The sequence below is a fragment of the Pseudomonas sp. GD04019 genome (assembly GCF_029837695.1).
GTDB lineage: Bacteria > Pseudomonadota > Gammaproteobacteria > Pseudomonadales > Pseudomonadaceae > Aquipseudomonas.
Window position 1 is genome coordinate 143,398 of record NZ_JAOEEA010000002.1, and the last position, 22,619, is coordinate 166,016.

Consider the following 22,619-nt stretch of genomic DNA (forward strand, 5'->3'; position numbering starts at 1 on the left):
AGCGAGATGTACCGATGCAACTGAACAACCTGGAGCTGTTCGCCCTGGACAAGCTGCTGCACGACCACCAGCCCGCCACCGAAGCATTGCGCAGCGCAGAAGCCCGCGTGCTGGAGCGGGTGGATACGCCGGCCGGCTTCTTCGCGGTGATCGAGCTGCAGCAGCGCCTGCGCGACGTCGGCGAGTTCGCCGAACGCGAGTGGAAATTCAAGCTGAAGAGCCCGAAGAGCGCGGGCTACTTCGTCTGCTGGCCCGATGGTGAATCCACCCTGTGCCTGGAGGCGGTCATCAGCAAGGGCAGTCGTCCAGCGCTGCTGACAGCGGAACTCTTTGTCTGACCGGGCAAAACCACGAAGGGCCGACGAGCCCGCCAACAACACTAAAAATGGAGTAAGGCATGAACCTCGTAAAACTGAGCTGTCTCGCCCTGGCGGTCGCCGCCGCCAGCACCCAGCTGGCGATGGCCGGCCAGGCCGATGCCAAGGGCTTTGTCGAAGACAGCGAACTGAACCTGCTGAACCGCAACTACTACTTCCAGCGCGACTTCAAGAACAACCCCGGTGGCCAGAACTACCGCGAGGAGTGGGCGCACGGCGTGATGGCCGAGTTCGCCTCGGGCTTCACCCAGGGCCCCGTCGGCTTCGGCGCCGATGCCTACGGCTACATGGGCATCAAGCTGGACAGCGGCCGTGGTCGCACCGGTACCGGCCTGCTGCCGATCAGCGATGAGGGACGCGCCCAGGACGAATACGGCGAGGCGGGTGGCGCGGTGAAACTGCGCGTCTCCGAGTCCGTGCTCAAGTACGGCGAGATGCGCACCGAGGCCCCGGTGTTCGCCACCTCGCACAGCCGCCTGCTGCCGGAAACCGCCACCGGTATCCACCTCACCAGTGGCGAGATCGAGAACCTGTCTCTCGAGGCCGGCCATTTCACCGCCTACAACAACCGCAACTCGACCAACAGCGATGAAGAGCTGCTGGTCAACTACGGCAGCGGCGAAGCCGGCAAGACCATCGACTTCGCCGGCGGCTGGTACAGCGTCAACGACGACCTGGCCCTGGGCCTGTACGCCTCGCGCTTCGAGGACACCTGGAACCAGTACTACGGCAACCTCAACTACACCCTCGGCATCAGTGAAGGGCAGAGCCTGAACTTCGACCTCAACCTGTACCGCACCAGCGATACCGGCGATGCCCTGCAAGGCGACATCAGCAACACCACCTACAGCCTGGCCGCCACCTACGCCCTGGGCTCGCACTCGATCCTGCTGGCCTACCAGCGCGTCAACGGCGACACCCCGTTCGACTATGTCGGCGGCGACTCGATCTTCCTGTCCAACTCCATGCAGTACTCCGACTTCAACGCACCCAACGAGAAGTCCTGGCGCGTCGGCTACGGCTACGACTGGTCGGGCATGGGCGTCCCTGGCCTGACCACCAAGGTCACCTACGTCAAGGGCAGCGACATCGACGGCACCGACGCCGACGTGACCGGTGGCTACGCCGGCTATTACGGCGAGGACGGCAAGCACAGCGAGACCGACATCGACATCAAGTACGTGGTCCAGGAAGGGCCGGCCAAGGATCTGTCGATCCGCCTGCGCCAGGCCTTCCACTACGCCAACGATGACCAGGGCGAGGGCGATCTGCACGAGTTCCGCGTGATCGTCGACTACCCGCTGAGCATCCTCTGATGTTGCGGCCCGCATCACCGATCGCGGGCCGACCCTAGGGCGTCGGCCTCCGTACCTCATGCGCGGAGGCCGGCAGCTTTGATTCAAGGTCTGCTCGATTGCTCCTTTGGCCTTGAGGCGCCTGCCCGGCGCCTTTTTTTCTCGCGGAGTAAGAAATGAGATTGGCTTGCCTGCTGCTTGGCATGCTCATGGCGATCCCGGCCCAGGCCGAGACGCTGCGCATCGCCATGGAAGGACAGTTTCCGCCTTTCGAGGAGCTCGATCAGAACGGTCGCCTCAAGGGCTTCAACGTCGACATCGCCAATGCCCTGTGCGCGCAGATGCGCACCCGCTGCGAGTTGCAGCGCTTCGCCTGGGATGACCTGATCCCGGCGCTGCGAGAAGGACGCACGGACCTGATCCTGGCTTCGATGTCGATCACCGAGGAACGCCTGGCCCTGGTCGACTTCACCCGCCGCTACGCCCATACCCCGGCCTTCTTCTTCGCCCGTGAGGGCACCATCAACGAGGTGATCATCACCCCGCGGCGCCTGGCCGTAAAACGCATCGGCGTACAGCGGGAAACCACCTATGACCGCTTCCTCGCCGCCCGCTACGAGAGGCACCTGCCCATCGTGCGCTTCGCCAGCGCCGCGGAAACCTACCAGGCCCTGCACCGCGGCGAGGTGGATCTGGTGCTGGACGACGCTGTGTCCGGTTACTTCGGCTTCCTGCAGTCCGAGCGCGGCAAGGGCTTCGAGCGAGTCGGCAACGCCGTGCAGGCGCCCAAGTTCTTCGGCCAGGGCCAGGGCATCGCCGTGCGCAAGGGCGACGACGCGCTGCGTACGCGCCTCGACCTGGCCCTGGTGGCGATTCTCGACAACGGCGTGTACCGCCGTATCGAGCGCCAGTATTTCCAACGTTTCAGCGTTTATTGAATTCCGTTTCCGCAGTACCCGTTGCACAACATCCACAACAACGCTGCAGCCAACTGCAGCCACGGAGAACTGAAGATGAGACTGAGCAAACTGTGTCGCCGCGCCGTTCTATTGATTGCCCTGATCCCCGGCCTGGGGCACGCGGCAGGTGCGCTACTGCTGGTGGGAGGCGGCCTCAAGGATGACAACGCGGCCATCTACCAGCGCTTCATCCAGCTGGCCGGCGGTAGCGGCCAGGCCAAGATCGGCGTGATCACCGCCGCCTCCATTCCGGAAAGCCAGGACCCGGATGCCGGCACCGCGAATGCCGCCAACTCCAAGGCCAACGGCATCTACTACGCCAATCTGCTGAAGAGCTACGGCGCCGTGAAGGCCGAATGGATTCCCATCGACCTGGATAACATCGCCAACAACAGCAACCCGACCGTGGTCAGCCAGATCAACGGCATGACGGGCTTCTTCTTCGGTGGCGGCGACCAGTCGCGGCTGGTGCAGACGTTGCAGACTGCCAGTCGCAACGACAGCCCAGCGCTGGCGGCGATCCGCGCCAAGTACAATGCCGGCGCCGTGCTGGCCGGCACCAGTGCCGGTACCGCGATCATGGTCGATGGCCCCATGGTCACCGGCGGCGAGAGCTATGAGGCGCTGCGCTACGGGCCTTACACCACGCCGTCCGGAGACGATCTGGCGTATGACCCGCAAGGCGGCTTCGGCTTCTTCAACTATGGCCTGCTCGATACCCATTTCAGCGAGCGTGGGCGCCAGGGCCGCATCGTGCGCCTGGCCGACTACACCAACGTGCCGTTCGCCTTCGGCGTGGACGAGAACACCGGCCTGCTGGTGAAGAACAACACCAGCCTCGGCCAGATGGAGATGGAGGTCATCGGCACCGGCGGCGTGTTCATCTTCGACCTGCGCAATGCCGAGCTGGGTGGCGGCAGCAGCTGGGCCCTGTACGACGTACTGGCCAGCTACCTGACCAGTGGCGATAAGTACCGTCCGCAGAGTGGCCAGTTCGTGATCGCCAGCGGCAAGACCAGCCTGCGTGGCCGCGAGCAGTACAGCAGCCCCATGTCGGCCACTGGCGACATCTTCAGCAGCCCGAACAACAGCGGCGCCAATGGCCGTCGCAAGCCGCGCGAGTTCGTGACCGTCAGTGCCGACCTGTTCAATAGCCGCTCCGCCACTACCCTGGGGCGCACTTATGAGACCAATCCGCGTTATCGCGTCAACCTGGTCAAGAGCACCCAGTTCGACAGCCATGGCTACAAGGGCACCGTGGGTGGGCAGAGCATGACCTCCTACCTGCGCCTGCTGACGGACTTCGTGCCCAACTAAGCGCGCTTAGCACTCGATGATGTTCACCGCCAGGCCACCCCTGGCGGTTTCCTTGTACTTGCTCTTCATGTCCGCGCCGGTCTCGCGCATGGTGCGGATCACCCGGTCCAGCGAGATAAAGTGCTGGCCGTCGCCGCGCAGGGCCATGCGCGCGGCGTTGATCGCCTTCACCGAGCCCATGGCGTTGCGCTCGATGCACGGCACCTGGACCAGCCCGCCGACCGGGTCGCAGGTCAGGCCGAGGTTGTGTTCCATACCGATCTCGGCGGCGTTCTCCACCTGCTGGATGGTTCCGCCAAGCACCTCGCACAGGGCCCCTGCGGCCATCGAGCAGGCCACCCCGACCTCGCCCTGGCAGCCGACCTCGGCGCCGGAGATCGAGGCGTTCTCCTTGTACAGGATGCCGATGGCCGCGGCGGTGAGCAGGAAGCGCACCACGCCGTCGTCATTGGCGCCGGGCACGAAGCGCCGGTAGTAGTGCAGCACCGCCGGCACGATGCCGGCCGCGCCGTTGGTGGGCGCGGTGACCACGCGGCCACCGGTGGCGTTTTCCTCGTTCACCGCCAGGGCGTAGAGGTTGACCCAGTCCATCACCGTCAGCGGGTCGCGCAGGCTGGCCTCGGGATTCTCGCTGAGCTGGCGATGCAGGGCGGCAGCGCGCCGGCGCACCTTGAGGCCGCCGGGCATGATGCCCTCGTTGCGGCAGCCGGCGGTGACGCAGTCCTGCATTACCTGCCAGATCTTCAGCAGGCCGGCGCGAGTCTCGGCCTCCGGGCGCCAGGCGGCCTCGTTGGCCAGCATCAGCTGGCTGATCGACAGGCCATGCGCGTTGCACTGGGCCAGCAGTTCCTTGGCGGTCTTGAACGGGTAGGCCAGCGGCGTCTGGTCCTCGACGATGCGGTCGGCACCGGCGGCTTCCTCGTCCACTACGAAACCACCGCCCACCGAGTAGTACTCGCGGGAGCGAATCTGCAGGCCGGCGGCGTCGAAGGCGCGGAAGATCATGCCGTTGGGGTGGAAGTCGAGCGGCTTGCGGATCATCGCCAGATGTTCCTTCTCGACGAAGCGGATCGGCTTGTCACCGCCCAGCTTCAGCTCGCCGCTGGAGCGCATGGCGGTCAGGCGGCTGTCGATGGTCGAGGTATCGACACTGTCCGGCTGATCGCCCTCCAGGCCCAACAAGATGGCCTTGTCGCTGCCGTGGCCCTTGCCGGTGGCGCCGAGGGAGCCGTACAGCTCGACCTTCAGGTTGTGGGTGGTATCGAACAGCCCCTCGCGCCGCAGGCCCTCGACGAAGCGCGCCGCGGCGCGCATCGGCCCGACGGTGTGGGAACTGGAAGGGCCGATACCGATCTTGAACAGGTCGAAAACGCTGAGGGACATGAAGGGCTCCGGTGACTGGATGGTCACAGCTTACCACCGCCCTCCGCAGGCGGGGCAGGGCGGCTGCAGGATGGCTTTCCTCGTGGCATTCACGCCAAAACAGCCTCCGGAATGGCGAGGATTGCGTCCGTCTGGCGGTCGTTTCCCAGGTGCTTCTAGGTGGAATTACCTATTGTCCAATCGGTCAGGAAGTGCACGAACTCGTTTTTTTCGGTCGTCATGGGGCTGGCGAAACCCGTGATTTTGTTCGATCTTCTCTGGGGAGCGTGTCGCGATCGACCAGCGAAACGCTGCGAAATGAGCGGCTTTTCTCTCAGTAACTGGCTGATTGCTATCACTTGAGCCATCAAGCAGCATGCTGCTTATCTGGCTTAAGAAGCTAAGGTTTTAGAACAAAAGAAGGCCGGCCGAGGATAGGCAGGTGTCCTGTAGGCGGGAAGGCCTCGTTTTCCGGGGAGTTTGAGAATGCCCGTCAGGGTTGTATTGGTCGACGATCACGAGTTGGTGCGGGCGGGTATTCGTTCGCTGCTGGTGGAAGCGGGCTATGAGGTGGTGGCGGAAGGCAACGATGGCGATCAGGTCGAGGGGCTGATCGACAGGCACTCCCCCGACGTATTGCTGCTGGACCTGACCATGCGCCGCTGCTCCGGCCTGGAGGCGCTGACCCGGGTGCGCTCGCGCTGGCCCGAGCTGCCGGTGATCCTGCTGTCCATGCACGACACCCGCGACTACGTGATCAAGGCCATGCAGATGGGCGCCTCCGGCTACCTGCTCAAGGATGCCGCGGTGATCGAACTGCAGCTGGCCCTGCAGGCCGTGCTGGAGGGGCATCGCTATCTCAGTCCGCGCGTCGCCGGCCAGGTGATAGACGCCGCCGCCGGTCAGGCCGAGGCGCCGCTGGAGCAACTGACCAACCGTCAGCAGGAAGTGCTGTACTGGCTGGCCAAGGGCAAGAGCAACAAGGAAATCGCCTTCATCCTCAATCTCAGCGTGAAGACGGTGGATACCCACCGGGCGCAGATCATGGATCGCCTGGGTATTCGCGACCTCGCCGGCCTGGTTCTTTACGCTCTACGTCGCGGCATCATCAAGCTGGATGAGTGATCGATTGCGTAGGTAAAACTACCTACGCGAATCCGGCAAAGCGCTGATAAGACAATTGGCGCCAATTAATTACACTCCGAAAAGAAGGGACGTTGCTGGCGCTTTGCCAGCATGGTCGGGGTAGTCCTGTGCGCCGAAAAGTGGTTGTCCGCCGGGCAGCCATGAACTCTGCGGCAGCAGCCATGAACTATAAGAAATGCAGGTGGTTTCGTTGTGCCCCCTCGCAGTCCGGAGAGAATCCCCATGGTCAATAGCTCGCGGCTGGTGACCCAGGTCCCGCGTCCCTGGCTGTTCATCGGCCTGATACTGATTCCGGCTACCTGCCTGGCGCTGGCCCCGGTCTGGTGGCACGGCGCCCTGGCGGCTCTGTTGCCGCTGGCCTGGTTGTGCCTGGCGCCGGTCACTCCCGTCGCCACCGAGAATCACGAGCAGGCCGCTGCAGTGGCTGCGTCCCGGCAGGCCGAGGCCAGCCTGCAGGCGCTGCGCGAGCTGCTGGACGCCGTGCTGCCGCTGTGGGTGCGCCACATCGAGTTGGCCGACGGTCAGACCCACACCGCGGCCGACGGCCTTACCGGCAAGTTCGTCAGCATGAGCCAGCAGATCAGCGGCGCCCTGGCGTTCGGCGATGGCCAGGGCGGCGACGTGTTCGAGGTGCTGCGTCGGGCGCAGGTCGAGTTGCCCCGCGCGCTGCAGGCGCTGGACCACACCCGTGGCGAGCGCGAGCGCTTCCTGGTGGAGATCCGCGAGCTGGGCCGTTTCGTCGCCGAGCTGCACGGCATGGCCGAGGGCGTGGCGAAGATCGCCTCGCAGACCAACCTGCTGGCCCTCAACGCGGCCATCGAGGCGGCGCGTGCCGGCGAGAGCGGGCGCGGCTTCGCCGTGGTCGCCGACGAAGTGCGCAAGCTGTCCTCCATGTCCGGCGAGACCGGCACCAAGATTACCGAGAAGGTCCAGGTCATGAGCAACGCCATGCAGGCCATGGTCGCCCATGCCGAGCAGATGACCGAGCACAGCCGCAACAGCATCCAGGAGACCGAGGGCATCGTCGGCCAGGTGCTGGGTGAGCTGGGCGAGGGCGTGGCCAGCCTTGAGCAGCGCCTGCAGATACTGCAGGGCAACAGCCGCGACGTTGAGCAGACGGTCAACGGCGTGCTGGTCGACCTGCAGTTCCAGGATCGCGTCAGCCAGATCATTTCCCACGTCACCGGCGACATCCAGCGCCTGCAGGCCAGCCTGCACCAGGAACCGGTGCCGGCCAGCGGCGAATGGCTGCGGGTGCTGGAGTCGAGCTACACCACGCTGGAGCAGCAGCGCGTGCACAGCGGCAGCGGTAGCGCCAGCGTCGAGCAGTCGTCGGTCACCTTCTTCTGAACCTCCGCGCAATACAGGAAGCGAATTCATGGGCAAGACAGTAATGGTGGTGGACGACTCGGCGAGCTTCCGTCAGGTCGTCGGCATCGCTCTCAAGGGCGCCGGCTACGACGTGCTCGAGGCCTGCGACGGCAAGGACGCGCTGGGCAAGCTCGATGGGCGCAAGATCAACCTGATCGTCTCCGACGTGAACATGCCGAACATGGACGGCATCACCTTCGTCAAGTCGGCCAAGCAGCTGCCGGCCTACAAGTTCACCCCGGTGATCATGCTCACCACCGAGGCTGGTGAGGCGAAGAAGGCCGAAGGCAAGGCCGCCGGCGTGCGCGCCTGGGTGGTCAAGCCATTCCAGCCGCCGGTTCTGCTGGATGCCGTGTCCAAGCTGATCCTGCCGTAAGGGCTGCCCCATGAGCGAGATCATCTGCCGTGAGGATGGCGGGCGCGTCGTCGCCGCCGTACAGGGCGAGTTCGGCATCTACAGCGCGGCGCAGCTGCGCACCGAGCTGCTGCACCTGCTGCTGGCCAACCCGCAACTGGACATCGACCTGGGCGAGGTGGGCGAGTTCGACAGCAGTGGCGTGCAGATCCTCCTGGTGCTCAAGCGCGAGGCGCAGCGGCAGAACAAGGAGCTGACCTTCATCCACCACTCGCCGAGCGTGCGCGAGGTGCTGGACCTGCTCAATCTGGTGGCCGAGCTGGGCGATCCGCTGGTCATCCCGTCCGACGGAGGCCGGCCATGAACCTCGATCAAGCCCGCGGCGCCCTGGTGCAGGAAGGCCGCGAACTGCTGGCGGACATGGAGGTGGCGCTGCTGGAAATCGAGAACGGCGGCTACAGCACCGACCACGTCAATGCCATCTTCCGCGCCGCCCACACCATCAAGGGCTCGGCCGGGCTGTTCGGCCTGACCTCGCTGATCGACTTCACCCATGTGGTGGAGAGCCTGCTGGACGAGGTGCGCAACGGCGAACAGGTGCTCGACGGCGCCATGCTCTCGCTGCTGCTGACCTGCAGCGACTACATCGGCAGCCTGCTCAACGCGGTGGAGGATGGCAGCGAGGCGGTCGAGCCCAACGCCGGGCTGCGCGCGCACCTGCTCAGCCAGCTCAACGAATACCTGCAGCCGGCGGTGGAGGCCGTGGCCGAGCCTGCAGCGCCTGTGGAACAGAACACCGCGATGGCCGAGGTGCGTCCGCGGGTCGACGTGCTGGAAGGCGAGGCGGTCAGCAGCGACCTCTGGCACATCTCCCTGCGGCCCAATATCGACGTGCTGCGCAACGGCCTCGATCCGCTGTCGTTCCTGCGCTACCTGAGCAAGCTCGGGCGCATCGTCTACCTGCATACCCTCACCGAAGCCCTGCCGGGCGCCGCCGAGTTCGACGCCGAGAGCAGCTACCTGGGCTTCGAGATCGAGTTCGAGTCCCAGGCCAGCAAGCAGGAGGTCGAGGACGCCTTCGAATTCATCCGCGAGGATGCGCAGCTGCTGATCCTGCCGCCGCACAGCGCCATCGACGCCTATATCCAGCTGATCGCCAGCCTCCCGGAGGGCCCCACGCGCCTCGGCGAACTGCTGGTGCGCAGCGGCGCGCTGACCAGCCACGAGCTGCAGCGGGTGCTGGAACGGCAGAGCACCGCGCCGCATCCGGCGCCGCCGCTCGGTGCGCTGCTGGTGGAGGAACAACTGGTGCCGCCGCCGGTGGTCTCCGCTGCGCTGCACAAGCAGAAGCAGGTCGAGGAGAAGCGCAGCCACGAGCAGGTGTTCATCAAGGTCGAGGCCGGCAAGCTCGATCAGCTGATCAACCTGGTCGGCGAGCTGGTGATCGCCGGTGCCGCCGCCAGCCTGTCGCTGCGCCAGGGCGACACCGCGGCCATGGCCGAGGCCAACGAGGGTGTGGCCACCCTGGTGGAGCGCATCCGCGACGCCTCCCTGTCGCTGCGCATGGTGGCCATCGGCGAAGTGTTCCAGCGCTTCCCGCGGGTGGTGCGCGATATCTGCAAGGAACTGGGCAAGGACATCGAACTGCTGGTCACCGGCGCCGACACCGAGCTGGACAAGTCCATGGTCGAGAAGCTGGCCGACCCGCTGATGCACATCGTGCGCAACGCTATGGACCACGGCATCGAGCCGTCCGACGACCGCCTGGCCAGCGGCAAGTCCGCGCGCGGCATCCTGCGCCTGAACGCCTATCACGAGTCCGGCAGTATCGTCATCGAGGTCAGTGACGACGGTCGCGGCCTGGATCGCCAGCGCATCCTGGCCAAGGCCGTGGAGAAGGGCCTGGTGCAGCCGGACCAGGTGCTCAGCGACAGCGAAGTATTCGCCCTGATCTTCGAGCCCGGCTTCTCCACCGCCGCCCAGGTCACCAACCTGTCCGGGCGCGGCGTGGGCATGGATGTGGTACGGCGCAACATCGAACAACTGCGCGGCGTGGTGGAGGTGCTGAGCAACTTCGGCCAGGGCACCACGGTGCGCATCCGCCTGCCGCTGACCCTGGCGATCATCGACGGCTTCCAGGTCAAGGTGGCCGACGAGACCTTCGTCCTGCCGCTGGACCAGGTGGTGGAGTGCGTCGACCTGGGCGAGCAGGAAGGCCTGCACGACCTGGTCAGCTTGCGTGGCGAGCCGCTGCCCTACGTGCATCTGCGCGAGCTGTTCGGCCTGCCGGCCAGCAGCGGCCTGCGCGAGAGCCTGGTGGTGCTGCAGTTCGGCCCGAACCGAGCCGGCGTGGTGGTCGACCAGCTGGTCGGCGAATTCCAGGCGGTGATCAAGCCGCTGGGACGGATTTTTGCGCAAAACAAGGTGCTCAGCGGCTCGACCATCCTCGGCGATGGCAGCGTGGCGCTGATCCTCGATGTACCTCACTTGATTCAGCGTGCCAGTGAAGTCGCTGAAGCTGCGGTCAGGGGGCCGGTCAGGGGCGCGAACAGCGCTGCCGCCGTGCCCCTGATCCATTGAATACCCGGGAGAGAGAAATGTTCGACAAGATGAAAGTGGCGACCCGCCTGCTGCTGCTGGCGGGTGTGTTGATCGTGTTCCTGGTGGGCATCGGCGCGCTGGGCGTGTTCGGCATGCAGGCCTCCAACCAGGGCATGGAGACGGTCTATAACGACCGCGTGGTGCCGCTCAAGGACATCAAGCTGATCGCCGACCGCTACGCGGTGAGCATCGTCGACGCCTCGCACAAGGTGCGCATCGGCACCCTCAGCTGGCAGGAAGGCCTGCGCGGCGTGCAGCAGGCCGAGGACGACATTCAGCAGGCGTGGAACGCCTACACCGCGACCCAGATGGTCAGCGAGGAGCAGGCCCTGGTCGACGAGATCAAGCCGCTGCTCAAGGATGCCGACACCGCCGTGGCCGGTCTGCAGCGCATCCTCGATGCGCGCGATCAACTGGCCCTGGAGCAGTTCATCGCCGGCGAGCTGTACCAGAAGATCGACCCGGTGTCCGACCGCTTCGGCAAGCTGGTGGACGTGCAGCTGCAGGTGGCCAAGCGTGAGTACGACGCCGCCCATGACCGCTACGACCTGATCTTCCAGGCCGTCATCGGCTGCATCGTGGTCAGCCTGGTGCTGGCCGTGCTGCTCGGCCTGCTGATCACCCGCAGCCTGCTGCGTCAGCTCGGCGGCGAGCCTTCCCTGGCGGCGGACAGCCTGCAGCGCGTGGCAGCGGGCGATCTGACCCTGGACATCCGCGTACGCGACGGCGACCAGAGCAGCATGCTGTTCAGCCTGCAGCAGATGGTGCAGAAGCTGCGCGCCATCATGGGCGACGTGCGCATGACCGCCGACTCCCTGGCCTCGGCCTCGGAGCAGGTGGCGGCCTCGGCCCAGGCCCTGAGCCAGAACGCCTCCGAGCAGGCGGCCAACGTCGAGGAAACCAGCGCCTCGGTGGAGGAGATCGCCGCCACCGTGGCGCAGAACAGCGAGAACGCCAAGGTCACCGACGGCATGGCCAGCCAGTCGTCCACGGACGCCGAGGAAGGCGGCGCCGCCGTGCGCGAGATGGTCAACGCCATGCGCCAGATCGCCGGCAAGATCGGCATCATCGATGACATCGCCTACCAGACCAACCTGCTGGCGCTCAACGCGGCCATCGAGGCGGCGCGTGCCGGCGACCACGGCAAGGGCTTCGCCGTGGTCGCGGCCGAGGTGCGCAAGTTGGCCGAGCGTAGCCAGGTGGCGGCCCAGGAGATCGGCGCGGTGGCCGGCGACAGCGTGACCCTGGCCGAGCGTGCCGGGCAGCTGCTGGAGCAGATGGTGCCGTCGATCCGCAAGACCGCCGACCTGGTGCAGGAGATCGCCTCCGCCTCGCGCGAGCAGAACACCGGCCTGGAGCAGATCAACCTGGCGGTGACCCAGCTGGCGCAGACCACCCAGGTCAACGCCTCGGCCTCCGAGGAGCTGTCCTCCACCTCCGAGGAGATGAGCGGCCAGGCCGTGCAGCTCCAGGAAATGATCCAGTTCTTCCAGCTCAGCGAGCGTCCCGCCGCCGCCGTCAGCCCGTCGCTGCCGCCACGCGCCGGCCGTTCCGGCTCGCGCGCCGCACCGGCACGGTCGCTGACGGCGCCGAGCCGGCGTCCGGCGCATGACGAGCCCATCGACGAAACGGCGTTCACCCGTTTCTAGGAGCCGCACCATGAGTAGCCTGCCGATCCAGACTCAGGGCCGCCCGATGGCCCTGGCGGAAACCCCGCTGACCCAGCAGTTCCTCACCCTGACCCTGGGCGACGAGCTGTTCGCCCTGCCCATCGAGAACATCCGCGAGATCATCGAGTTCGGCGGGCTGACCGAGATCCCGCTGATGCCGGCCTTTCTGCGCGGGGTCATCAACCTGCGCGGCGCGGTGGTGCCGGTGATCGACCTGTCGGTGCGTTTCGGTCGCGAGCGCACGGCCATCGCCAAGCGCACCTGCATCGTCATCGTCGAGGTGGAGCAGGCCGACAGCCTGCAGCTGCTGGGCATCATCGTCGACGCGGTGAACGCGGTGCTGGCCGTGGAGAGCCATCAGCTGGAGCAGCGTCCGGCCTTCGGCGCGCGCATCCGCGCCGACTTCATCGCCGGCATCCTCAAGCAGGACGAGCAGTTCGTCATCGTCCTGGATATTCCCCAGGTCCTTTCGGTGGACGAGCTGACCGAGCTGGTCGGCATGTCTCCCCAGGCGTAGCGATCCCGGCCAGGTGCGCGGCGAGCCGCCGGCGCAGCAGAGAAGAGAGGCGAATATGCAGTGGTTCATCAACTTGAAGTTGGGCGTGAAGCTGACCATCACCTTCGTGCTGGTTGCCCTGGTTTCGGTGGTGGTCGGTCTGTTCGGCATCGTCAACCTGAACAAGGTGGACGACATGATGACCAGCATGTTCAACGATCGCCTGGTGCCGATCCGTGACCTGGGCAAGGTCCAGGCCGAGACCATCCAGTACGGTCGCCGCCTGTACGTGGCGCTGCTGCTCAACTCGCCCGCGGAGACGGCCAAGCAGCTGGATGAGAATCGCCTGTCGATGCGTACCGCCGACGAGGCCTTCACGGCCTATCGCAACACCCAGCTGCTGGACGAGGAGAAGCGCCTGATCGGCGAGTACGACGGTCAGCTGGCGGCCTTCCGCACCTCGTCGCAGAAGGTCATCGAGCTGCTGCAGTCCGGCCAGCAGGCCGAGGCGGTGGTACTGGCGCGCTCCGAGACGCGCGACCTGTTCAAGCAGCTCAATGCCACCATCGCCGCGCTGATCAAGGTCAACAACGACGCGGCGCAGCAGGTCAACGAGGAGTCCACCGTCATCTCGCGCAATATCGGCCGTTTCATGATCGGCCTGATGATCGCTGGCTTCGTGCTGGCGCTGGTGCTCGGCCTGCTGGTGACGCGGATCATCTCGCGCCAGGTCGGTGGTGAGCCCGCCGATGCCATGGCCGCCCTGCAGCGGGTGGCGGCGGGTGACCTGACGGTGGACATCCGCGTGCGTGACGGCGACCAGAGCAGCATGTTGTTCAGCCTGCAGCACATGGTGCATCGGCTGCGTTCCATCATGGGCGATGTGCGCATGACCGCCGACTCCCTGGCCTCCGCCTCGGAGCAGGTGGCGGCCTCGGCCCAGGCCCTGAGCCAGAACGCCTCCGAACAGGCGGCCAACGTCGAGGAAACCAGCGCCTCTGTGGAGGAAATCGCCGCCACCGTGGCGCAGAACAGCGAGAACGCGCGCATCACCGACGGCATGGCCAGCCATTCGTCCAGCGACGCCGAAGAGGGCGGTGTGGCGGTGCGCGAGATGATCAACGCCATGCGCCAGATCGCCGACAAGATCGGCATCATCGACAACATCGCCTACCAGACCAACCTGCTGGCGCTCAATGCGGCCATCGAGGCGGCGCGTGCCGGCGACCACGGCAAGGGCTTCGCGGTGGTGGCAGCGGAAGTGCGCAAGCTGGCCGAACGCAGCCAGGTGGCGGCCCAGGAGATCGGCGCGGTGGCCGGCGACAGCGTGACCCTAGCCGAGCGTGCCGGGCAGTTGCTGGACAAGATGCTGCCGTCGATCCGCAAGACCGCCGACCTGGTGCAGGAAATCGCCTCCGCCTCGCGCGAGCAGAACACAGGCCTGGAGCAGATCAACCTGGCGGTGACCCAGCTGGCGCAGACCACCCAGGTCAACGCCTCGGCCTCCGAGGAGCTGTCCTCCACCTCCGAGGAGATGAGCGGCCAGGCCGTGCAGCTGCAGGAGATGATCCAGTTCTTCCGCCTGGCCGAGCAGGGTATCGCCCGTGCTCAGGCGGCCCGCGCGCGCGGCGCGGCGACAACCCGCCGCGCAGGGCCGGGCGGGGAGATGGGCGAGGCGGCATACAGCGGTTTCTGAATTTCCTGGCGCTGCCCCGGCAGCGCCGTGAGTGCCTGTGCTGGACCCGTTGATCGAGTGAGTGGGCGTGACCTCGCCCAGCCACTGAATCCGTACCGCAACGCCATCGGAGAAGAAGTAGTCATGGCCAAGCAAATGAGTATCAAAGGGCTGTTCGCCGGTCTGCTGGCCGTGGTCGCCGTGCTGATGGGCGTGATCGCTTTCGCGCTGCTGCAGCTCACGCGCAGCACCGAGGAACTGAACGCCGCCTACCAGGCGCGCTACCAGTCCTACCTGTTGGCTGACGAGCTGCGCCAGAGTTCGGACGAGCTGACCCGCCTGGCCAGGACCTTCGTCATGACCGGCGACAGCCGCTACGAGCGCCTGTACCAGGACATCCTCGACATCCGCTCCGGCAAGAAGCCGCGGCCGCAGGGCTACGAGCGCATCTACTGGGACTTCGTCATCGCCGATGGCCGCGCCCCGCGTGCGGATTCCGCTCAGCAAGTGGCGCTGCTGGAGCTGATGAAGCGTGCCGGCTTCACCACCCAGGAGCTGGCCAAGCTGGCCGAGGCGGGCGCCAACTCGGATGCCCTGGTGAAGACCGAGACCATTGCGATGAACGCGGCCAAGGGCCTGGTGGACGACGGCAGCGGCCGCTTCGTGCCCGGCGCCGCGGATGTCGAGGCGGCCAAGGAGATGATGCACGACACCGCCTACCACCGCGAAAAGGCCAAGATCATGCGGCCGATCGATGACTTCTTCGTGCTGCTCGACCAGCGCACCTCTGGCGCCGTGGCCGCCGCCAAGCAGAGCAACGCCACCCTGGAGACGATCATCTACGGCCTGCTCGGCGTCATTCTGGTGATCCTCTGCCTGGCTTTGGCGTTTGGTTACCGCACCCTGCTGCGCCAGCTCGGCGGCGAGCCGAGCCACACGTCCGCGCTGGTGCGCGAGGTGGCCGCCGGCAACCTGGCGGTGAACATGCGCCTAGCCGAGCGCGACCAGGGCAGCCTGCTCTACTACCTGCAGCAGATGGTGCAGCGCCTGAGTGCGACCATCGGCGAAGTACGCATGACGGCCGACTCCCTGGCCTCGGCCTCCGAGCAGGTGGCGGCCTCGGCCCAGGCGCTGAGCCAGAACTCGTCCGAGCAGGCGGCCAACGTCGAGGAGACCAGCGCCTCGGTGGAGCAGATCGCCGCCAACGTGGCGCAGAACAGCGAGAACGCGCGCACCACCGATGGCATGGCCAGCCAGTCGTCCAGTGACGCCGAGGAGGGTGGGGCGGCCGTGCGCGAGATGATCCACGCCATGCGCCAGATCGCCGACAAGGTCGGCATCATCGACAACATCGCCTACCAGACCAACCTGCTGGCGCTCAACGCGGCCATCGAGGCGGCCCGCGCCGGCGACCACGGCAAGGGCTTCGCCGTGGTCGCGGCCGAGGTGCGCAAGCTGGCCGAGCGCAGCCAGGTGGCGGCCCAGGAGATCGGCACCGTGGCCGGGGGCAGCGTGACCCTGGCCGAGCGTGCCGGCGAGCTGCTGGACAAGATGCTGCCATCGATCCGCAAGACCGCCGACCTGGTGCAGGAGATCGCCTCCGCCTCCCGCGAGCAGAACACCGGCCTGGAGCAGATCAACCTGGCGGTGACCCAGCTGGCGCATACCACCCAGATCAACGCCTCGGCCTCCGAAGAGCTGTCGTCCACCTCCGAGGAGATGAGCAGCCAGGCCATGCAGCTGCAGGAGATGATCCAGTTCTTCCGGATCGGCTCCACCCAGCAGGCGCTCGGGGCGCATGAGCAGCGTCGGGAGCCGCTGCCGGCGGCTGCCGTCGGCCAGTACTAGGAAGCCGTCATGAGCCATGTGATTGCCCAGGAAGCACCGCTGACCCAGCAGTTCCTCACCCTGATCCTGGGTGAGGAACTGTTCGCCCTGCCCATCGAGAACATCCGCGAGATCATCGAGTTCTCCGGCCTCACCGAGATCCCGCTGATGCCGGCCTTCCTGCGCGGGGTGATCAACCTGCGCGGCGCCGTGGTGCCGGTGATCGACCTGTCGGTGCGTTTCGGCCGCGAGCGCACCGCCATCGCCAAGCGCACCTGCATCGTCATCGTCGAGGTGGAGCGGGAGGAGGGGCTGCAGCTGCTCGGCGTGATGGTCGATGCGGTGAGCGAGGTGCTGGCGGTCGAACCGCAGCAACTGGAGCAACGGCCGACCTTCGGCGCGCAGATCCGCACCGACTTCATCGCCGGCATCCTCAAACAGGGCGAGCGCTTCGTCATCGTCCTCGATATCCCCCACGTGCTGTCGTTCGATGAACTGGCGGAGCTGGCGGATTCCCTGCAGCACACAGGCGCGTGACATGGCGGATGGCAGAGTGGCAATGAGCAGTGGCCTGGATATCGAGCTGAGCGAGGCGGAGTTCCGCCAGCTGCAGCGGCTGTTCTACGAGCGCGTCGGCATCCAGCTGCTGCCGGTGAAGAAGCCGCTGATCTGCGGACGCCTGGCCAAGCGCCTCAGCGCCCTGCGCATGGGCAGCTACCAGCAGTATTACCAGCACCTGGTCTCGCCGGCCGGCGAGGCCGAGATGGAGGTGGCGATCGACCTGATCACCACCCACGAGACCTATTTCTTTCGCGAGCCCAAGCACTTCGACTACCTGCAGCAGAAGATCCTCCCGGCCCTGGCCAACCAGGCCGAGTTCCGCGCCTGGAGCGCCGCCAGTTCCACTGGCGAGGAGGCCTACACCCTGGCCATGCTGCTCGATCACGGTCGCCCGCAGCGGCCGTGGAGCATCGTCGCCACCGACATCAGCCAGCAGGTGCTGGCCAGCGCGCGCCGCGGCCTGTACGTGATGGCGCGCGGCGAGCGGATTCCCCAGCACTACCTCAAGCGCTACTGCCTGCGTGGCCGCGACCGCTACGAGGGGCACTTCCTGGTGGAGCGCAACCTGCGCGAGCGGGTCGAGTTCCGCCCCGGCAACCTGACCCAGCCCAGCCCGGAACTGGGCATGTTCGACCTGATCCTGCTGCGCAACGTGCTGATCTACTTCGACGTGACGACCAAGCAGCAGGTGCTGAAGAACGTGGTCGACCGCCTCAAGCCCGGCGGCTGGCTGATGGTCGGCCACTCCGAGGCGCTGCACGACACCAACCTGCCGCTGCAGCTGGTGACCTCGTCCATCTATCGCAAGGCCGAGCGATGAGCCGCAAGCAGTTCCTCAACCCGGGCGGCCTGTACTTCGGCGGCGGCGAGCTGTGGGTGGAGACCCTGCTCGGGCCGTGCGTGGCCATCGCCCTGTGGTTCCCCGAGGCACGCAAGGGCGGCATGTGCCACTTCCAGCTGCCCGGCAAGCGCCAGGTGGTGGAGCATGCGCGCAACCTCGACGGCCGCTACGCCGGCGAGGCCTGGGTCTGGCTCAAGCAGCAGGCGCGGGTACACGCCCTGCGCCTGGAGGATGCCGAGGTCAAGCTGTTCGGCGGCGCGCGCAGCCTGACCAATCCGGTGTCGCGCGCCACCAGCGATATCGGCGGGCAGAACATCGCCTGCGTGGAAAACTTGATGAGCGAGGCCGGCATGCGTGTGGTCGGCCGTGACCTGGGTGGCGAAGGCTGCCGCTTCGTACGCTTCGACCTGGCCACGGGCGAAGTCTGGGTGAGGCGTGGTGCGGCACTGAGCATCGACTCGCCCAAGGAGATGGTGCGATGAGTATCAAAGTGATGATCGTCGACGACTCCGCGGTGATGCGCGAGGTGATGCAGCAGCTGCTGGCCACCCACCGCGACATCGAGGTGATCGGTACGGCCATGGACCCGGTGCTGGCCCTGCAGAAGATGCAACGCGGGACGTGGCCGGATGTGATCCTGCTCGACGTGGAGATGCCGCGCATGGACGGCATCACCTTCCTGCGCCAGATCATGAGCACCCGGCCGACGCCGGTGGTGATCTGCTCGACGCTGACCGAGAAGGGCGCCGATATCACCCTGCAGGCCCTTTCCGCCGGCGCCGTGGAGGTGATCCAGAAGCCCACGGCCGGGTTGCGCGACTTTCTGCATGACAGCGCCCAGGAGCTGGTTGGTGCCATCCGCACGGCCGCGCGGGCGCGGGTCAAGGCGGCCGCGCCGGTCACCCTCAAGCCTGAACAGAAGCTCAGCGCCGATGCCTTGCTCGATCTGCCCAGCAATGGCCTGCGCAACCAGCTGACCACCGAGAAGATCGTCCTGCTCGGCACTTCCACCGGCGGCACCCAGGCCCTGGAAGAAGTGCTCTGCCGACTGCCGGTAAACGCCCCGCCGATTGCGATTGTCCAACACATGCCGGAGAAGTTTACCCGCAGCTTCGCCGAACGCCTCGACTCGCTGTGTGCCGTCGAGGTGCGCGAGGCCCAGGACGGCGACCGCATGCTGCCCGGACGGGCGCTGATCGCCCCCGGCGGTCGCCACATGCTGATCCGCCGCAGCGGTGCGCAGTACGTGGTGGAGGTCAAGGACGGTCCGTTGGTCAGCCGCCATCGCCCCTCGGTGGACGTGCTGTTCCGCTCGGCCGCCGTGCACGCCGGGCGTAACGCCCTGGCGGTGATCATGACCGGCATGGGTGACGACGGCGCCCGCGGCCTCAAGGAACTGCACGAAGCCGGCGGGCGCACCTATGCTCAAGACGAAGAAAGCTGCGTGGTCTTCGGCATGCCGAAGGAGGCGATCAAGCTGGGTGGCGTCGATCAGATGGTTTCTCTGGATGAAATCCCCGCCGTGCTGCTGAGCTGGCGATGAGTTGGAGTGAGAATTGATGGTGCCGAACAGACTGCCCCAGCATCTGCTGGTGGTCGACGACAGCGAGGTGCAGCGCCAGTTCATGGTCGAGCTCTGTAGCGACATGGGCATCGACGATGTGTTGCAGGCGGTGGACGGCATCGATGCCATCGCCCAGCTGAAGACCAATTCGCAGATCGAGGCGATCATCCTCGACCTGGAAATGCCCGGCATGGACGGCGTGCAGGTGCTGCACGAGATGGCGCGCCTGAGCCTGGACCCGGCGGTGATAGTCGCCAGTGCCCGCGAGAGCGTGCTGCTCAACGTGGTCGAGAGCATGGGCAAGAGCCTCGGCCTGCGCCTGCTCGGCGTGCTGCAGAAGCCGCTGCTGCGCGAGCAGCTGATGGGCAGCCTGAGCCGCTTCTCCGCCGTGCAGCTGCGGGTGGAGAGCGACGAGCCCCAGGAGCAGGGCCCGTACCTGGACGAGCGCGATGTGCAGCGGGCATTGGAGAACCGCGAGTTCGTCGCCTACTTCCAGCCCAAGGTGACCCTGCGCGACGGCACCCTCAAGGGCGTCGAGGCGCTGATCCGCTGGCAGCACCCCGAGCACGGCCTGTTGCCGCCGGGGCGCTTCATCGAGCTGATCGAGCGCAGCCAGTTCATCTCCGAGATGACCCTGCAGATGCTCGACATGTCCCTGCACCACTGCCGCCAGTGGCACGACGCCGGATTGGCCCTGAGCTTCTCGCTGAACGTCTCGGCCCGCTCGCTGGCCGACTCGCGCCTGGCCGATGCGATCATCGACCGGGTCGCCGCCAGCGGCATCGCCCCGCGCCACGTGATCCTGGAGATCACCGAGAGCGCGATCATGACCGACCTCGGCACCACCCTCGGCACCCTGGCGCGCCTGCGTCTGAAGGGGTTCGGTCTGTCGGTGGACGACTACGGCACCGGCTTCTCCTGCATGCTGCAGCTGTCCCGCGTGCCCTGCTCGGAGCTCAAGGTCGACCGCGCCTTCGTCAACGGCGCGAGCCAGAGCCTGCACCTGCGCATCCTCCTGGAAAGCGCGCTGGATATCGCGCGCAAGCTCAACCTGGGCGTGGTCGCCGAAGGGGTGGAGACGCGCGAGGACTGGCAGCTGCTGCGCAGCCTGGGTTGCGGTGAGGCCCAGGGTTACTTCCTGGCCAAGCCCATGCCCGGCGAGGCGATGCTGCCCTGGTGGCGCTCCAACCGCGAGCGCATCGAGCTGCTCGGCAGCGCGGCTGGCCAGCCCACGCCCTGAGCCACTGCCCGCGCGCTGGTGCGGGCGCTGCGCTACTGATCCGACAGGGCGTCCAGCTGCTCGGCGCTTTCCCGTTCGCGACCCTCGCGCTTGTCCCGGTACATGCTGCGGTCGGCGTGGCTGAGCAGGCTCTCGACATCGCGCCCGTGCTGCGGGTACAGGGCCATGCCCACGGCCGCGCCCACCGTCACCTGGGTCGCGCCGGCGAAGCGCTCGATGCGCCGCAGTGGCCGGCGCAGGGCCTGCTCGATCTTCTCCGCGACGCGCTGGGCGATCGTCTCGTCGTCGACCCGCCACAGCACCATGACGAACTCGTCGCCGCCCAGGCGCGCCACCAGATCGCCCAGGCGCACGACGTCGCGCAGGCGCTCGGCCACCTCGATCAGCGTCAGGTCGCCGGCGTCGTGGCCATAGCTGTCGTTGATCGCCTTGAAGCGGTTGAGGTCGATGAACAGCAGGGCGAAGCCGGGCGTGCCCAATGCGCTGCGCTGGTGCCGGGCGATGGAGTATTCCAGCTGGCGCAGCAGGGCCGAGCGGCTGCATAAGCCGGTGAGGCGGTCGGTGCTCAGCTCCTCGTGCATGCTCTCCACGGCCCGCGCCAGCTGGCCGATCTCGTCGCGCCGATCGATGTCCAGCTGCATGCTCAGGCGGCCGTTGCCGATCTCGCTGGCGGCCTGGGACAGGCGGGTGATGTCGCGCACCACCCAGTTGCCGATGTAGATGCCCAGCAGCAAGGTCAGCGCCACCGCCACGGCGGCGATCAGCGCCGTGCTCACGGCGTTGCCGCGCACGTCGCCCAGCAGGTCGCTGCGCGGTATCGCGGCCACGGTGATCCAGGCCAGGCCGGCCTCGTCGCGGATCCATTCGAAGGCCACGTGGAGGGTCTCGCCGCCGCTGGTCTCGACGTGGAAGCTATTGCCGTGCGGCGTGGAGCGGGCGGCCGGGTTCAGGTGGCGACGCAGCTCGGCATAGATGTCGCGGATCAGCGGGTCGGGATCGGCCTCGGCGTTCAGCCGCTGGGGGCCGATATGACGGTCGACGGTGACGTTGGAGCCGCGCGAGGAGGCCACCAGCGAGCCGTCCGGCTCGATGATGAAGGCCAGGCCGTTCTGGCCCACGTCCAGGTTGCTGACGAAGGAGTTGAGCATGCGCAGGAAGATGTCGGTGGCCACCACTCCCTCGAACTGGCCGTTGGCGGAGTGGGTGCTGCGGGCACGGGTGACCACCAGTTCCTCGGTCACATAGTCGATGTAGACCTTGGTCCAGGTGTGCGCGCTGGTCTGCAGGCCGGCCTGGTACCAGGGGCGCTGGCGCGGGTCGAACAGGGTGTCCTCGAGGCGGATTAGCTCCGGCTCGCCGCCCAGGCGCGACAGGTGATAGATGCTGCGCGGCTCGGTGGGGCTCAGGCGGATGCGCAGCTCGGCCTCGTGGGGCGATCGGCGCATTAGGCCGAAGGTCTGGCCGAAGCGGTTGCCGTAGTAGACGTAGAAGTTCGGATCGGGATGCAGCGAGGTGGCGACCCACAGCCGCTCGGTCAGTGCCTGGTGCTGGCCGCGCAGATCGCTCGGGGTGGGCATGTCGCTGGGAAAGGCCGCCTCCAGCACGGCGGCCGAGCCGCTCAGATGGTGGTCCACCACCTGGCCGATGCTCTGCACGGTGCGCTGCAGCAGGCGGCTGGCCACGCCTTCCACCGCCCGGCTGCCGGACTGATAGGACAGCAGGCCGATCACCAGGGCCAGGCTCAGCACCAGCAGGATGTACGGCAGCAGCAGGATGCGGCGCAGCGAAGGCGACTGGCGCAGCAGGGCGGTCAGGCTGAGCATGCGGATTTCTGTCTTGGCGTGGCCGCGTCGTCGCCAGGGCGGGCGGGGCCTGGTTGTAATTTGTACACCGGCATCCTACGCGGCCCCCGGTGCCACCTGAATGATGGGAACTACCTAGATAGACGCTAGGTAATTTGCA

20 protein-coding genes are annotated in these 22,619 nt (G+C 66.6%); 18 read left to right on the forward strand and 2 right to left on the reverse strand.

Translation table 11 applies throughout. The features are described from left to right. Window positions 1–14: 14 nt before the first annotated feature. The 4 genes from N7607_RS03345 to N7607_RS03360 all read left to right on the forward strand — a co-directional run bounded on the left by N7607_RS03345 (window position 15) and on the right by N7607_RS03360 (window position 3,948). Complete coding sequence (locus N7607_RS03345; protein WP_279864431.1) at window positions 15–338, forward strand: hypothetical protein; 324 nt, start codon at window positions 15–17, stop codon at window positions 336–338. Window positions 339–397: 59 nt separating this feature from the next. Next, window positions 398–1,693 (forward strand): OprD family porin, encoded by a 1,296-nt coding sequence (locus N7607_RS03350; protein WP_279864430.1) that lies wholly within the window; start codon window positions 398–400, stop codon window positions 1,691–1,693. Window positions 1,694–1,848: 155 nt separating this feature from the next. Next, window positions 1,849–2,610: a transporter substrate-binding domain-containing protein gene (locus N7607_RS03355; protein ID WP_279864429.1), complete on the forward strand. Its 762-nt coding sequence runs from the start codon at window positions 1,849–1,851 to the stop codon at window positions 2,608–2,610. A 75-nt stretch (window positions 2,611–2,685) separates the two neighbouring features. Beyond that, window positions 2,686–3,948, forward strand: coding sequence for a cyanophycinase (locus tag N7607_RS03360; protein ID WP_279864428.1), 1,263 nt, complete (start codon window positions 2,686–2,688; stop codon window positions 3,946–3,948). Between the two features lie 6 nt (window positions 3,949–3,954). On the opposite strand, the gene N7607_RS03365 is transcribed toward N7607_RS03360, so the two are convergent. Beyond that, a complete protein-coding gene (locus N7607_RS03365) occupies window positions 3,955–5,331 on the reverse strand; it encodes an L-serine ammonia-lyase (RefSeq protein ID WP_279864427.1) in 1,377 nt (458 codons plus the stop codon). 465 nt (window positions 5,332–5,796) lie between these two features. On the opposite strand from N7607_RS03365, the gene N7607_RS03370 reads away from it, so the two are divergent. The 14 genes from N7607_RS03370 (at window position 5,797) to N7607_RS03435 (ending at window position 20,657) form a co-directional block, all read left to right on the forward strand. Beyond that, complete coding sequence (locus N7607_RS03370; protein ID WP_279864426.1) at window positions 5,797–6,435, forward strand: response regulator transcription factor; 639 nt, start codon at window positions 5,797–5,799, stop codon at window positions 6,433–6,435. Between the two features lie 243 nt (window positions 6,436–6,678). Beyond that, a complete protein-coding gene (locus N7607_RS03375; RefSeq protein ID WP_279864425.1) occupies window positions 6,679–7,806 on the forward strand; it encodes a methyl-accepting chemotaxis protein in 1,128 nt (375 codons plus the stop codon). 28 nt (window positions 7,807–7,834) lie between these two features. Further along, entirely contained in the window at window positions 7,835–8,203 is a 369-nt protein-coding gene (locus tag N7607_RS03380) for a response regulator (protein ID WP_279864424.1), read from the forward strand. 10 nt (window positions 8,204–8,213) lie between these two features. Continuing rightward, on the forward strand, window positions 8,214–8,546 hold the full coding sequence (locus N7607_RS03385; RefSeq protein WP_279924014.1) for an STAS domain-containing protein: 333 nt from the start codon (window positions 8,214–8,216) through the stop codon (window positions 8,544–8,546). Next, entirely contained in the window at window positions 8,543–10,762 is a 2,220-nt protein-coding gene (locus tag N7607_RS03390) for a chemotaxis protein CheA (protein WP_279864422.1), read from the forward strand. The genes N7607_RS03385 and N7607_RS03390 overlap by 4 nt, the downstream gene beginning before the upstream one ends. Before the next feature lie 17 nt (window positions 10,763–10,779). Further along, complete coding sequence (locus tag N7607_RS03395) at window positions 10,780–12,432, forward strand: methyl-accepting chemotaxis protein (RefSeq protein WP_279864421.1); 1,653 nt, start codon at window positions 10,780–10,782, stop codon at window positions 12,430–12,432. Window positions 12,433–12,478: 46 nt separating this feature from the next. Continuing rightward, on the forward strand, window positions 12,479–12,970 hold the full coding sequence (locus N7607_RS03400; RefSeq protein ID WP_279864564.1) for a chemotaxis protein CheW: 492 nt from the start codon (window positions 12,479–12,481) through the stop codon (window positions 12,968–12,970). 55 nt (window positions 12,971–13,025) lie between these two features. Further along, window positions 13,026–14,645 (forward strand): MCP four helix bundle domain-containing protein, encoded by a 1,620-nt coding sequence (locus N7607_RS03405; protein ID WP_279864420.1) that lies wholly within the window; start codon window positions 13,026–13,028, stop codon window positions 14,643–14,645. A gap of 123 nt (window positions 14,646–14,768) precedes the next feature. Continuing rightward, window positions 14,769–16,472: a methyl-accepting chemotaxis protein gene (locus N7607_RS03410; RefSeq protein ID WP_279864419.1), complete on the forward strand. Its 1,704-nt coding sequence runs from the start codon at window positions 14,769–14,771 to the stop codon at window positions 16,470–16,472. Window positions 16,473–16,481: 9 nt separating this feature from the next. Next, on the forward strand, window positions 16,482–16,988 hold the full coding sequence (locus N7607_RS03415; protein WP_279864418.1) for a chemotaxis protein CheW: 507 nt from the start codon (window positions 16,482–16,484) through the stop codon (window positions 16,986–16,988). A gap of 22 nt (window positions 16,989–17,010) precedes the next feature. Further along, a complete protein-coding gene (locus N7607_RS03420) occupies window positions 17,011–17,832 on the forward strand; it encodes a protein-glutamate O-methyltransferase CheR (RefSeq protein WP_279864417.1) in 822 nt (273 codons plus the stop codon). Continuing rightward, on the forward strand, window positions 17,829–18,335 hold the full coding sequence (locus N7607_RS03425) for a chemotaxis protein CheD (RefSeq protein ID WP_279864416.1): 507 nt from the start codon (window positions 17,829–17,831) through the stop codon (window positions 18,333–18,335). The genes N7607_RS03420 and N7607_RS03425 overlap by 4 nt, the downstream gene beginning before the upstream one ends. Beyond that, entirely contained in the window at window positions 18,332–19,396 is a 1,065-nt protein-coding gene (locus tag N7607_RS03430) for a chemotaxis response regulator protein-glutamate methylesterase (protein WP_279864415.1), read from the forward strand. The genes N7607_RS03425 and N7607_RS03430 overlap by 4 nt, the downstream gene beginning before the upstream one ends. 16 nt (window positions 19,397–19,412) lie before the next feature. Then, window positions 19,413–20,657 carry an EAL domain-containing response regulator gene (locus tag N7607_RS03435; protein ID WP_279864414.1) on the forward strand — a complete coding sequence of 415 codons (1,245 nt, stop codon included), beginning with the start codon at window positions 19,413–19,415 and terminating at the stop codon, window positions 20,655–20,657. A gap of 32 nt (window positions 20,658–20,689) precedes the next feature. Here the strand turns inward: N7607_RS03435 and N7607_RS03440 are convergent, their stop codons facing one another. Next, window positions 20,690–22,480 carry a sensor domain-containing diguanylate cyclase gene (locus N7607_RS03440; RefSeq protein WP_279864413.1) on the reverse strand — a complete coding sequence of 597 codons (1,791 nt, stop codon included), beginning with the start codon at window positions 22,478–22,480 and terminating at the stop codon, window positions 20,690–20,692. Window positions 22,481–22,619: the final 139 nt, after the last annotated feature.